The organism is Exiguobacterium sp. HSB13 (assembly GCF_056764755.1).
On sequence record NZ_JBUZOM010000003.1, the window covers coordinates 232,187 to 244,714 of the forward strand.

At 49.1% G+C, this 12,528-nt stretch carries 14 protein-coding genes; 1 reads left to right on the forward strand and 13 read right to left on the reverse strand.

Annotated features, from left to right (window positions below; translation table 11 throughout):
- Positions 1–197: 197 nt before the first annotated feature.
- The 10 genes from ACZGCQ_RS14730 to ACZGCQ_RS14775 form a co-directional block, all read right to left on the reverse strand.
- Positions 198–1,490 carry an adenylosuccinate synthase gene (locus ACZGCQ_RS14730; RefSeq protein WP_481266718.1) on the reverse strand — a complete coding sequence of 431 codons (1,293 nt, stop codon included), beginning with the start codon at positions 1,488–1,490 and terminating at the stop codon, positions 198–200.
- A gap of 211 nt (positions 1,491–1,701) precedes the next feature.
- A complete protein-coding gene (gene dnaB, locus ACZGCQ_RS14735) occupies positions 1,702–3,054 on the reverse strand; it encodes a replicative DNA helicase (RefSeq protein WP_023469846.1) in 1,353 nt (450 codons plus the stop codon).
- A gap of 19 nt (positions 3,055–3,073) precedes the next feature.
- Positions 3,074–3,517: a 50S ribosomal protein L9 gene (rplI, locus tag ACZGCQ_RS14740; RefSeq protein ID WP_023469847.1), complete on the reverse strand. Its 444-nt coding sequence runs from the start codon at positions 3,515–3,517 to the stop codon at positions 3,074–3,076.
- Positions 3,514–5,499, reverse strand: a complete 1,986-nt coding sequence (locus tag ACZGCQ_RS14745; RefSeq protein WP_481266719.1) for a DHH family phosphoesterase — start codon at positions 5,497–5,499, stop codon at positions 3,514–3,516. Before ACZGCQ_RS14745 ends, rplI begins: the two co-directional genes overlap by 4 nt.
- A 134-nt stretch (positions 5,500–5,633) precedes the next feature.
- A complete protein-coding gene (rpsR, locus tag ACZGCQ_RS14750; RefSeq protein WP_023469849.1) occupies positions 5,634–5,864 on the reverse strand; it encodes a 30S ribosomal protein S18 in 231 nt (76 codons plus the stop codon).
- Positions 5,865–5,907: 43 nt separating this feature from the next.
- On the reverse strand, positions 5,908–6,426 hold the full coding sequence (gene ssb, locus ACZGCQ_RS14755) for a single-stranded DNA-binding protein (protein ID WP_023469850.1): 519 nt from the start codon (positions 6,424–6,426) through the stop codon (positions 5,908–5,910).
- 23 nt (positions 6,427–6,449) lie between these two features.
- On the reverse strand, positions 6,450–6,737 hold the full coding sequence (gene rpsF / locus ACZGCQ_RS14760) for a 30S ribosomal protein S6 (RefSeq protein ID WP_023469851.1): 288 nt from the start codon (positions 6,735–6,737) through the stop codon (positions 6,450–6,452).
- A gap of 120 nt (positions 6,738–6,857) precedes the next feature.
- Positions 6,858–7,958 (reverse strand): redox-regulated ATPase YchF, encoded by a 1,101-nt coding sequence (gene ychF / locus ACZGCQ_RS14765; protein ID WP_481266720.1) that lies wholly within the window; start codon positions 7,956–7,958, stop codon positions 6,858–6,860.
- A 228-nt stretch (positions 7,959–8,186) separates the two neighbouring features.
- The gene (locus ACZGCQ_RS14770; protein WP_023469853.1) at positions 8,187–8,375 is read right to left on the reverse strand and encodes a DUF951 domain-containing protein; all 189 of its coding nucleotides are present in this window, start codon (positions 8,373–8,375) and stop codon (positions 8,187–8,189) included.
- Positions 8,347–9,276, reverse strand: a complete 930-nt coding sequence (locus ACZGCQ_RS14775; protein WP_023469854.1) for a mechanosensitive ion channel family protein — start codon at positions 9,274–9,276, stop codon at positions 8,347–8,349. The genes ACZGCQ_RS14770 and ACZGCQ_RS14775 overlap by 29 nt, the downstream gene beginning before the upstream one ends.
- Before the next feature lie 182 nt (positions 9,277–9,458).
- Here ACZGCQ_RS14775 and yyaC point away from each other — a divergent pair, with 182 nt between their 5' ends.
- On the forward strand, positions 9,459–10,076 hold the full coding sequence (gene yyaC, locus ACZGCQ_RS14780; protein ID WP_058704744.1) for a spore protease YyaC: 618 nt from the start codon (positions 9,459–9,461) through the stop codon (positions 10,074–10,076).
- 36 nt (positions 10,077–10,112) lie between these two features.
- Here yyaC and ACZGCQ_RS14785 read toward each other — a convergent pair whose 3' ends face one another.
- The 3 genes from ACZGCQ_RS14785 to rsmG are packed head-to-tail and all read right to left on the reverse strand — an operon-like array spanning position 10,113 to position 12,523.
- On the reverse strand, positions 10,113–10,877 hold the full coding sequence (locus ACZGCQ_RS14785; protein WP_481266721.1) for a ParB/RepB/Spo0J family partition protein: 765 nt from the start codon (positions 10,875–10,877) through the stop codon (positions 10,113–10,115).
- Between the two features lie 38 nt (positions 10,878–10,915).
- Positions 10,916–11,758, reverse strand: coding sequence for a nucleoid occlusion protein (gene noc / locus ACZGCQ_RS14790; protein ID WP_023469857.1), 843 nt, complete (start codon positions 11,756–11,758; stop codon positions 10,916–10,918).
- 48 nt (positions 11,759–11,806) lie between these two features.
- Positions 11,807–12,523 carry a 16S rRNA (guanine(527)-N(7))-methyltransferase RsmG gene (gene rsmG / locus ACZGCQ_RS14795; protein ID WP_023469858.1) on the reverse strand — a complete coding sequence of 239 codons (717 nt, stop codon included), beginning with the start codon at positions 12,521–12,523 and terminating at the stop codon, positions 11,807–11,809.
- Between the last annotated feature and the right edge of the window lie 5 nt (positions 12,524–12,528).

Sequence of the window (12,528 nt, forward strand, 5' to 3'; positions counted from 1 at the left end):
CAATCTATTTTACCTGTTTTTTCGGCATATAGAAAGGTGGCGACGGAAACTCCCGGCGCCACTCTCTCTGCTGTTCGTCGTCTCACGAGAGAGGTTCCACGTGAAACACTGTATTTAGTATACCTGTTTTTGCTTCCGTTTGTGAACCATTTCGCACAAAAAACAGCCTCTTGCGGGAGGCAAGAGGCTGTTTAGACTTATGCTTCTTCGTAAAGATCACGCAAGACGACTGTCTGTTCACGACCCGGTCCGACCGAGAACGTGACGAGCGAGATCCCTGTCAGATCCGAAATCCGCTTAACGTAGTTCTGTGCGTTCAACGGTAGATCTTCAAAGCGACGGACCCCTGTGATGTCCTCTTTCCAGCCTGGAAGTTCTTCGTATACTGGAACACATGCTTCGAGATCACGGAAGCTTGCTGGATACTCATCGATCTGTTTACCGTTGAATTCGTATGATGTACAGATCTTCAACGTGTCGAGTCCTGTCAAAACGTCGATCGAGTTGAGCGAAAGATCCGTCAACCCACTTGTACGGCGCGAGTGGCGAACGACGACAGAGTCGAACCAACCAACACGACGCGGACGTCCTGTTGTCGTCCCGTATTCACGACCGACTTCACGGATTTGATGACCGATGTCATCGAACAATTCTGTTGGGAACGGACCATCACCGACACGTGACGTGTACGCTTTACAAACACCGACGACGTGGTCAATCCGAGCTGGACCGACACCGACACCTGATGCGACACCGCCAGCTGATGCGTTCGACGATGTAACGAACGGGTACGTTCCGTGGTCAAGGTCGAGTAAGACACCTTGTGCGCCTTCGAACAACACTTTTTCGCCGTGGTCGAGGCTATCGTTGACGACGACGGATGTATCGCAGACGTATTTCGCAAATTCTTGTCCATACGCATAGTACTCTTCGAAGATATCGTCGAACGCGATTGGTTCAGCGTCATACATCTTCGTGAACATGCGGTTCTTTTGGTCGAGAACGATCTTCAACTTCTCAGCGAACGTTTCTTTGTCGAGTAAGTCTGCCATCCGGATACCGATTCGTGCGGCTTTATCCATGTAGCACGGTCCGATTCCTTTTAGCGTCGTTCCGACTTTCGCATCGCCCTTCGCTTCTTCTTCTAACTGATCCTGCAACTGATGATACGGCAAGATGACATGCGCCCGATTCGAAATTAACAAGTTATCCGTTGAGACACCACGATCGTGTAGATACTTCAATTCCTTGACGAGTGATTTCGGGTTAACGACGAGACCGTTCCCGATGACACATTTCTTATCCGAGTAAAAAATACCTGATGGGATCAAGTGCAATTTGTACGTCTCGTTATTGAATACGATCGTATGTCCTGCATTGTCTCCACCTTGATAACGTGCTACGACATCGGCTTGTTTCGAAAGAAAATCGGTAATTTTCCCTTTTCCTTCGTCGCCCCACTGTGTTCCGACTACTACTACTGATGACATCTTATCATCCACCTCCACGTACGATTCAAAACCACGACTAAGTGTAACGCGATAAAAAACAGAAGTCAACCAAATACCGAACAATTAATTGTTACAATTCTCTTTCGTTCGTTTAATTATCGTTTTTGGTGAATAAACTGAGAATCTTTAGGTGAAAATAAAAAAAGCTACGTTTTGTCTCCGATCAATCGAAGACAAAACGTAGCTTAGATTAAGCTGGTGGCGCGTACGAGTTGCTTGGCTCGAGATCCACGAACTTGTTGAATTCTTTTCGGAAGGCAAGTTTGACGGTACCGGTTGGACCATTCCGCTGTTTCGCGATAATGATCTCAATCGTATTCGCATCTTCCGTTTCTTTATTGTAGTAATCGTCACGGTACAAGAAGGCGACGATATCAGCATCTTGCTCGATCGCTCCCGATTCCCGGATATCCGACATCATCGGTCGCTTATCTTGACGACTCTCAACACCACGAGAGAGCTGAGATAAGGCGATGACCGGGACTTCGAGTTCCCGCGCGAGCGATTTCAAGGAACGGGAAATTTCCGAAACCTCTTGTTGGCGGTTGTCGCTTGAGCGACCATTCCCTTGAATCAGCTGCAAGTAATCGATCATGATCATTCCAAGACCATGCTCCTGCTTCAAACGACGGCACTTTGCCCGGATGTCGTTGACCCGAATACCCGGTGTATCGTCGATGTAGATACCGGCTTGAGACAGATTACTCATTGCAAGTGATAGCTTGCCCCAGTCCTCTTCCTCGAGTTGACCGGTCCGCAGACGCTGCGCATCGACGTTTCCTTCGGCACAGAGCATCCGCATGACAAGCTGTTCGGCACCCATCTCAAGACTAAAGATGGCGACGTTCTCGTCAGCACGTGTCGCGACGTTTTGCGAGATGTTCAAGGCAAACGCCGTCTTCCCGACCGATGGACGTGCTGCGACGATGATTAAATCGTTGCGCTGGAACCCAGCCGTCATCTTATCGAGATCTTGGAAACCCGTCGGAATCCCCGTCGTCTCACCGCTTTGCTTATGCAATTTATCAATCGTTGCATAGGCACTCGTCAAAACGTCCGAAATCGGAATGAAGCTCGCGCTTCCTTTTCCTTGCGATACTTCGAGAATCTTCCGTTCTGCTTCATTCAGCAGGACATCGACTTCATTTTGCCGTTCATATCCGTCAGTGACGATTTCGCCTGCTGTCCGAATGAGACGCCGAAGCGTCGACTTCTGGTCAACGACGTTGACGTAATAATTGATATTTGCTGCAGTTGGTACACCTTCAGCTAGTTCCGCTAGATACGGTAGACCACCGATCTCATCTAAGATCCCAAGCGTGCTGAGCTCGGCTGTCACCGTGACGAGGTCGATTGCTTCGCCTCGGTCGGACAACACGAGCATCGCTTCAAAGATCCGTTGGTGAGAGGCACGGTAAAAGTCCTGCGGTAACAAACGTTCCGATGCACTGATCAAACGATCCGCATCAATCATGATCGCCCCTAGGACGGCTTGTTCTGCCTCGATACTTTGGGGAGGCATATTTTGCATGACTTCACTCATCACCGGTCCCCTTTTCTACTCACGCCTCTTTGACCTGAACGTTCAGCGTCGCTGTCACTTCGTTGTGTAACTTCAATGGAACTTTCGTAAAGCCGAGTGCCTTGATTGGGTGCTCGAGCTCGATTTTGCGTTTATCGATCTTGTAACCCATGCTCTTGAGTGCTTCCGCGATCTGTTTGCTTGTGACCGAACCGAAGACACGACCGCCTTCACCGGCTTTCGTCGAGACGACGATCGTCTCTTTTTCGATTTTCTCTTTTAACGCTTGCGCGTCAAGCAAGTTCTGTTTCGCTTCTTCTGCTGCTTTACGTTCGTGTGCTTCATGTTGCTTCAAGTTGCCAGTCGTCGCAGGACGCGCCAACTTTTTCTTGAAGAGTACGTTATTTGCATAAGCATCGGCCACGTCTTTGACGTCTCCTGCTTTACCTTGTCCTTTTACATCTTGTAAGAAAATAACCTTCATTCTGATTCCTCTCCTTTTGTCTCATCTTCTAGATATTGATCGATCGCTTTACGCAACGCATCCGCGACCGTGATGACCGATTCTGACATCTGTGTCGCCGCGTTCGTCAAGTGACCGCCGCCTCCGAGCGTCTCCATGATCAACTGGACGTTGACTTCTCCAAGCGAACGGGCACTGATCGCTGTCCGTCCGTCTTGCAGTTCCGCGATGACGAAGGCAGCACGGATGCCTTGAAGCGACAACAATTGATCGGCCGCTTGTGCGATCAAGACTTGATCGTGAATGACACTAGGTTCCGCTGTCGCAATCGCCATCCCTTTCGTATAGACCTCGGACCGCTCGAGGATATGTGACTGCTCAACGTACGTCTCAAGATCCTGACTGAGGAACTCTTGCACGAGCACCGTGTCAGCACCTTGTGAACGCAAGTAAGAGGCAGCATCGAACGTCCGCGAGCCGGTCCGAAGGGCAAATCCTTTCGTATCGACAATGATTCCGGCGAGTAACGCCGTCGCTTCAAGCATCGATAGCTTCTGATTCGTCGGCTGGTACTCGATCAGCTCAGTCACGAGTTCTGATGTCGAAGAAGCATACGGCTCGAGATAAACGAGAACCGCATCTTCGATGAAATCCTCACCACGCCGGTGATGATCGATGACGACCATATGCTCGAATCGATCGAGTAACGTCGGTACGACGACAAGTGACGGCTTATGTGTATCGACGACGACAAGTAACGTCTGATCGTCAATCAATTGATCCGCTTGAAACGCATTGACGAACCGGGTCTCGAGTTGTGGTACTTCAGCGATTTCGTCCATCATCCGGCGAATCCCACGACCGATTTCTTCTGGTGGTAAGACGATGTGAGCTTCCTTATCGTTCATTTCCGCAAGCTTCAAAATACCGATTGCTGATCCGAGTGCATCCATATCCGGGTTCTTATGACCCATGATTAGGACACGACTTGATTCCTGCATCAAGTCACGAAGCGAGTTCGCAATGACCCGTGCCCGGACGCGCGTCCGTTTTTCCGTCGGATTCGTCTTTCCGCCATAAAAGCGGACTTTTCCGTCGCGTTTGATGACGACTTGGTCGCCTCCCCGTCCTAGTGCGAGATCGAGACTCGACTGAGCCATCTGACCAAGCGAAGGAATCGGATCACTGCCGCAACCAATTCCGATTGATAACGTCAACTGGACGCCTCGTTGACTCGTCTCTTCGCGCACGATATCAAGAATCGTGAACTTCGATCGTTCGAGGATCCGTAGATTCTCTTCTGTCGTGACGATGAAGTACCGATCGGACGCCGTCCGTTTGATATACGTTCCGTGTTCCGCTGCCCAGTGATTTAATAGTTGAGTAACCCGACTGTTCAGCTCACTACGTAACTGATCTTCGATACCTTGTGTCATCTCATCGTAGTTATCGAGATAAATGACACCGATGACCGTCTGATTGTCGACGAGTTGCTGTTCGACTTGCGCTTCTTCCGTCATATCGAACAGATAAAACGTCCGGTTCTCATGATTTGAAAAGACGCGATACACGGCATCACCGATTTCAAGCGTCGCTTGGTCCTCGTTCGTCGCGACCATCTCGATGAATAAGGGATCGAGCTCATTGAGCGTCTGTCCCATCGATACATCATCAAAGATGTCCCGCATCGGATCATTGAACCAGGTGACGAGGGTTTCCTCATCGTATAGTAAGATCCCGATTGGCATGTTCGTCAACGCGTCTTGCCCCGTTTCTTCGACTTGCATCGAAATCCCGGCGACATACGTCTCCCACGCCCTGCGTGCACGACGTTCTTCGTATAGATGCAATCCGAAGAGGAGGGCAGTCACGACGGCTCCGATAGCGGAGATGATCGGTTCACGTACAGCGACGACGAGAAGCAGACCGACGATTAATAGATACGGAATGAAGCGAACGATGCGTCGTTCTCGTTCCGGTGATACTTGTTGACCTGACTCCATCGTGTCCTCCTTATATGCTCTGTTGGGTTCATTTAAATTTTTAGTAACTTGTTTATTATAACCGAAAAGCAGGAGGGGATGAAAGGGAAGCGAAAAAAAGCACCATCCTCACGCATGAGGATGGTGCTACGAAATCAGTCAGCCACGTATGGAATTAAAGCCATTTGACGTGCGCGTTTGATTGCGATTGTAAGTGGACGTTGGTATTTCGCTGAAGTACCAGTCACACGACGTGGAAGAATCTTACCGCGTTCCGAAATGAAACGTTTGAGAAGTTCTACGTCTTTATAATCGATATGAGTGATGTGGTTCGACGTGAAGTAACATACTTTACGACGACGTTTTCCACCTGGACGACGTGCCATGTGATTAACCTCCTTTTAAGTTAAATTTTTCAGGACGATTTCCTTAGAACGGAAGATCGTCATCTGAAAGGTCGATCGAACTACCGCCGCTGAACGGATCAGCGCCGAAGCCCGAATTCGATGAAGCGGGTGCTGGCGAGGAAGAGTTGTTCTGCTGTTGCTGTGAACCCCATCCTGCAGCATTCCCGTTTCCACCAGTAGATGAAGCGTAGCCTTCGCTACCATCCGAAGAACGGCTCGCGTTACGTGACTCAAGGAAGCGGACGCTATCAGCGACGACTTCCGCACGATAACGGCGTTGCCCTTCTTTATCGTCGTAGCTGCTAATCTGGAGGCGACCCTCTACACCAGCAAGACTACCCTTCTTCAAATACTGAGCAACGTTCTCTGCTTGCTTGCGCCAAACGACGCAATCGATGAAATCAGCTTCTCGCTTCCCATCTTGCCCTGTGAAAGGACGGTCACATGCGAGTGTGAATCGCGTTACCGCAATCCCGCTCTGCGTATAACGCATTTCCGGGTCACGAGTTAACCGACCGACTAAAACGACGCGGTTAATCATCAGAATCACTCTCCTGTTTCAGCTTATTTCTCGTCTTTTGTGATCATTAAGCGAACGATATCGTCACTGATCTTCATGAGACGGTCAAGTTCTTTTGTAGCTGCTGGTTCAGCAGAAACGTTAAGAAGAACGTAGAACCCTTCACGCATATCATTGATTTCGTAAGCGAAACGACGTTTACCCATTTCAGTTGTTTTATCAACTGTACCACCGTTATCAGTGAGGACTTTGTTGAAACGCTCCACTGTTGCTTTGCGTGCTTCCTCATCAAGTTCCGGACGGATGATGTAAAGTACTTCGTATTTACGCATATCTGTCACCTCCTCTTGGACTGGCGGCTCGAATGTTCGAGCAAGGAGCAATAATTCATTACTCACATTCGTTAATACTACCAAAGTATTTTGCTTTATGCAATAACGATTCGTTTTCGATTAGACGTTGAAGCGGAATGTGACGACATCGCCGTCTTGGAAGACATATTCCTTACCTTCTGAACGGTAACGTCCTTGTTCCTTAACGGTCGTCATGTTGCCTGCAGCTGCTAAATCTTCATATGCGACGACTTCTGCACGGATGAATCCGCGTTCGAAGTCCGAGTGGATGACACCCGCACATTGTGGAGCTTTCATCCCTTTTTTGAACGTCCAAGCGCGTACTTCTTTTTCACCTGCTGTGAAGTATGTCGCAAGACCAAGCGTGCTGTACGCCGCATGGATCAATTGATCAAGACCTGACTCTTCGATTCCGAGATCGACGAGGAACTCTTGACGTTCTTCCGGCTCAAGCTCCGCAATCTCTTCTTCGATGCGTGCACAGATAACGATGACTTCTGCACCCTCTTTAGCTGCGAACTCACGAACAAGACGCACGTTCTCATTGCTGTCTGCATCTGCAACTTCATCTTCGCCGACGTTCGCGACGTAAAGCATCGGTTTCATCGTCAACAATTGGAAGTGCTTAACGATTGCCGCTTGATCTTCGTTCAATTCAGCGAGACGTGCCGGTTTCTCGTCTTCGAGTAATGCCAACACGATTTCAAGTGCTTCAAGTTCAGCCGCTGCGTTTTTATCGCGTGACTTGACTTGTTTTTGGACACGCTGGATCCGCTTTTCGACCTGCTCGAGGTCAGCGAGGATCAATTCGAGGTTGATCGTCTCGATATCATCGATCGGTGAGACTTTCCCGGCCACGTGTGTGATGTTTTCATCGACGAAACAACGCACGACCTGACAGATCGCATCTACTTCACGAATGTTCGCGAGGAATTTATTTCCGAGACCTTCCCCTTTAGACGCGCCTTTTACGATACCCGCGATATCCGTGAATTCGAATGCTGTCGGGATCGTCTTTTTCGGGTTGACGAGTTCCGTCAATTTCCGAAGACGTGCATCTGGTACTTCAACGACACCGACATTCGGGTCGATCGTTGCGAACGGGTAGTTCGCTGCCTCTACACCTGCTTGTGTGATGGCGTTAAAAAGTGTTGATTTTCCTACGTTTGGTAAGCCAACGATTCCTGCTGTTAATCCCACTTGGAATTCCTCCTTTTCGGTATTTCCTAGGAAATCCGTGCTAGCGGCCGCAGTGGGTAGAATGATTACACCACGTCAGCACATCTTTCACAATTATAGATAGTTCAATTTTTTTAAGCAAGGAGCTCGACCGTCTTTTTTACTCACGTCCTAACCGAACGCAACCGCTCCACTTAGGCAAGACAACAAAAAAGCGAATCTAATCACGAGGATCAGATCCGCTTTTCATCACTCTGGTAAGACTTTTTTCAATCGTTTATCAAAATCACGACGTGGCATCAAAATGCTTGCCCCGCAACCTTGACATTTGATTCGGATATCCATGCCGACCCGAATGATTTGCCATCGGTTCGTACCACATGGATGCTGCTTCTTCATCTCAACATAATCATGGAGTTGATACGTTTTTGGAATCATCCGTTTGTCCACCATTCTTTTGTTCTGGATTCATCATGACCATCCGTGGATACGGGATCTTGATGTTCTCTTCTTCGAGTCCTTGCTTCAATTCTTTCCGGATCAGACGACCAGCTTGGAAATGTTGCATCGGTGGTACTTCTGCCATCAAACGATAGACGACTTCAGAAGGACCAAGTGTCTGGACGCCAAGCATCTGGATTGGTTCGACGAACATATCGACATACTTCTTCGTCGTCCGGTCCGCGATCTCATGCAAGACTTGTTCGACGCGTTCGAGATCTTCGTCATAGGAGACTTGGACGTCGACGAGTGCAAAACTGTTGTCGACCGAATAGTTCGTCACTTGCAAAATCTGACCGTTCGGGATGATGTGGATCTCCCCGTTGAGTCCTTTGAGTTTCGTCGTCCGGATCCCAAGTTCCGTGACGACCCCTTCAATCACACCGACGCGTACATAATCTCCGACTTTAAACTGGCGTTCGAAGATGATGAACGCTCCGGTAATGATATCTTGCACCAAGTTCTTCGCACCGAACGAAATCGCAAGACCGGCGATTCCGGCACTGGCGACAAGACCGGTGATGTTGATTCCGAACTGACTGAGTACCGTCAACAACATGACGATTCCGAGCACGTAACGGATTGCATTTTGGAGCAACTTCAGTAATGTCTCGTTCTGCCGCTGCGCCAAATAGTCCTGTTCATTGATTTTCCTGATCGTAAAGAGACGCGAGACTGCCCCAGTCAAAACGCGCGTTAACACATAGAACGCCGCGATGATGATGAGCGCAATCAGTAATTTCATCCCAAAACGAATCCACATATCCGCATCCATTACTTGATTGATTAGTTTATCGACTTGGGCGACGGATTCTTGTACATCTTGATTGGTAGCCATTCTCTCATCCTTTCTTGTTCTCTCTATTACGACAGTATACGTGATTTTAATTGAGTTTCAACCAAAGAGCCGATTTTGACGTTAGATTTTCGGAAAAACCGGGAAAGGAAAATCATCTAAGAACCCTTCACTCTTGCCAATCCACCACGACACCGACACCAAGAGAAGAAAGGATGATTTCGATGAATTTCCGCTTTCATTCGCACGAGCCCAAGCCTTATTCTTTCTTTTTAGAATATACGGAACCGTTCGCGAAAGAACGCTTAGCTGAACAACTATTCGAACAAATCTCCGCGGTCCAAGAAAAACGACCAATCGTACTCGTCTGCATTGGTTCTGATCGTTCGACGGGCGACTCACTCGGTCCACTCGTCGGAACATTCCTTGAAAAACAAGCACCTGCTCATCTCCACGTTTACGGTACACTCGCTAAACCCGTCCATGCACTGAATCTCGCTGAAACGATTCACTCAATCCAAACGACTCATTATCGTCCACTTGTCATCGCAATCGATGCATGTCTTGGTCGACTTTCAAGCGTTGGGCACGTCTTTTTCTCAGAAGGTCCACTCGCACCCGGTGCTGGCGTTCAAAAAGAATTGCCTTCGGTCGGTGACTTCAACATTAAGGCCGTCGTTAACGTCAGTGGATTCATGGAGATGATGATTCTCCAAAATACACGGTTACATCTCGTTTATGAACTAGCAGAACTCGTCGCGAACAGTTTCCACATGCTCGATGCGAAACTGTCCGCTGAATCGACGCGGACGACGATTTCCTTCACCCCACGTTCGATGTAATGAAAAAGAAGCGAACCGTCACCGGAACGCTTCTTTTTATTGATCCGATTCAGGTAATAACAAGTCGAGCAACCGGTTAAGGTCGTCTTCGTCTGTAAAATCGATTTCGAGTTTTCCTGCTTGTTTGCCCTGTTTAATCCGAATCATCGCACCGTACTTTTCGCGAAGTGATTCTTCGACGAATTGCACAGCGGTCGCTTGTTGCGGACGGACGGATTCCTTCCGTTCCCGAAGTGCCTGTTCTAACCGACGAACATTCCAGTTCTCAGCCATGACACGTTCTGCCATCTGTTCAATCTTCTTTGGATGTTTCAGCGACAGGAGGGCGCGGGCGTGCCCCATCGATAACCGCTCATCCATGACGGCCTGTTGGACGAGCAGCGGTAACTGCAATAATCGAAGGCTGTTCGTGATATGCGAACGACTTTTGCCGACACGCTGCGCAAGCTCTGCTTGCGTGATGCCGAATTCCTCGATCATCTCCGCATACGCCATCGCCTCTTCAATCGCGGATAAATCCGCCCGTTGGATATTTTCGATCAAAGCGAGCTCCATCACGCGTGTCTCGTCTGCTTCGATCACGAGGACCGGTACACGTTCGAATCCTGCTCGACTCGCTGCTTGATACCGTCGTTCGCCGGCGATGATTTCATAATAGCCATCACGTGGTCGGACGACGATCGGTTGGATCATCCCGTGCCGAACGAGCGATTGGGCGAGTTCTTCTAATGCTTTTTCATTGAATCGTTTCCGGGGTTGAGTCGGATTCGGGCGAATCGCCCGAACAGGTAATTCGTTCACTTGCCCTCTCTCCTAAACGTAGCGGAAGGCACGACCGCTTATTCCGGACGTGCCTTCACGATGCGAATCCGCACCTCTACATATTCTTCACAATCGACTTCTTCTTTTTCGATCGTCAATCCAGTCTGCTCGATCATATCGACGGAATCGCGAAGTGTATTCAACGCAATCCGTGTATCCCGAGCAAAACTTTTATGACGTTTTTTCTTCGGTGGTTGTGGTGTCATCAATCGTTCCACCCGGCGCTCCGTCTCTTTGACGTTCCATTCCCGTTCCAGAATTTCAGCGAGTACCGTTACTTGTAACGCTTCATCCTTGAGCGGTAATAACGCACGGGCATGACGTTCCGTGATGGTCCGTTGCTTTAATGCTTCTCGGACATCCGTTGGCAATCGGAGCAAACGCAACTTGTTGGCAATCGTTGATTGACTACGTCCGAGCTTACGCGCTAACACTTCCTGCGTGATGTCTTGTAACGCAAGCAAGCGCTCATAAGCTTCTGCTTCTTCGATTGGTGTCAAATCTTCGCGTTGCAGATTTTCAATCAATGCCAGTGAAGCAGTCGTCTCGTCCGTCATCTCTTTGACGATGGCAGGAATCGTTTCCCAGCCAAGCGAGCGCACTGCCCGGTATCGTCGTTCTCCCGCAATGATCTCGTATCCTGTTCCTTGTTTTCGAACGACGATCGGCTGGAGTAATCCATGCTCTTCGATCGTAACGGCTAGCTCTTCAATTCGGTCCCCATCAAACACTGTCCGTGGTTGGAACTGGTTTGCGACAAGTTCTGTCAATGGTAATTCCTGAACCGTCTCTTGTGGGTCAAGCTCGATCGTAGCAGGTTGCCCTCCCTTACCGAGCAGCTTGGCAATTGCATTTCTCACGTTGGCGCACCTCACCTTTATCAGTCATCGTTTCACGTGAAACGGTGTTTAGCTTAATGGATCTTTCGCAGGCGTACCCGCTTTACGCGGATATTTCCCGGGTGTTGTTCGTTTTTTATCTACAATAACGATATTACGCTCACTTTCCTCGCCTGGCAATTGGAACTGGAAACTTTCCCGTAAATTCCCACCGAGTACTTTTAAGGCAATCGCACCATCCTCGAGCTCTTCACTGACTTTCGCTGCCTTCAAGGCAACGAATTGTCCCCCGACTTTCGCAAGCGGTAGGCAATATTCCGCGAGAACGGACATCCGAGCGACAGCGCGTGCTGTCACGACGTCAAATCGTTCGCGGAACTGTTTATTTTTACCGAACTCTTCGGCGCGTCCATGATGGAACGCGACACCTTCGAGTCCGAGTTCCGTCGCCAAATGATTCAAGAAGCCGATTCGTTTGTTGAGTGAATCGACGATCGTCACTTGGAGATGCGGGAACATGATCTTGATCGGCAGACTTGGGAAACCAGCGCCCGCTCCGACATCACAAACCGTCGTGACCGTCGTGAAATCGAAATAGAACGCTGCTGTGATTGAGTCATAGAAGTGCTTGAGATAAACATCTTCTTCATCCGTGATCGCCGTCAGATTCATCTTTTCATTCCACTCGACGAGCAGTTCATAATACCGTTTGAATTGATGCAACTGATGTTCTGAGACCTCAAGTCCCTGTGCTGCCAATGCTGTTACGAATTGCTGTTGGTTCATCTCGT

Bases quoted from the DNA above. Each gene is read 5' to 3' on its own strand.
- dnaB (WP_023469846.1), bottom strand. From the start codon at position 3,054: ATGAGTGAAGTCATGCAAAATATGCCTCCCCAAAGTATCGAGGCAGAA.
- rsmG (WP_023469858.1), bottom strand. From the start codon at position 12,523: ATGAACCAACAGCAATTCGTAACAGCATTGGCAGCACAGGGACTTGAG.
- ACZGCQ_RS14775 (WP_023469854.1), bottom strand. From the start codon at position 9,276: ATGGCTACCAATCAAGATGTACAAGAATCCGTCGCCCAAGTCGATAAA.
- ssb (WP_023469850.1), bottom strand. From the start codon at position 6,426: ATGATTAACCGCGTCGTTTTAGTCGGTCGGTTAACTCGTGACCCGGAA.
- ACZGCQ_RS14770 (WP_023469853.1), bottom strand. From the start codon at position 8,375: ATGATTCCAAAAACGTATCAACTCCATGATTATGTTGAGATGAAGAAG.
- rpsR (WP_023469849.1), bottom strand. From the start codon at position 5,864: ATGGCACGTCGTCCAGGTGGAAAACGTCGTCGTAAAGTATGTTACTTC.
- ACZGCQ_RS14730 (WP_481266718.1), bottom strand. From the start codon at position 1,490: ATGTCATCAGTAGTAGTAGTCGGAACACAGTGGGGCGACGAAGGAAAA.
- ACZGCQ_RS14745 (WP_481266719.1), bottom strand. From the start codon at position 5,499: ATGGAGTCAGGTCAACAAGTATCACCGGAACGAGAACGACGCATCGTT.
- rpsF (WP_023469851.1), bottom strand. From the start codon at position 6,737: ATGCGTAAATACGAAGTACTTTACATCATCCGTCCGGAACTTGATGAG.
- rplI (WP_023469847.1), bottom strand. From the start codon at position 3,517: ATGAAGGTTATTTTCTTACAAGATGTAAAAGGACAAGGTAAAGCAGGA.
- yyaC (WP_058704744.1), top strand. From the start codon at position 9,459: ATGAATTTCCGCTTTCATTCGCACGAGCCCAAGCCTTATTCTTTCTTT.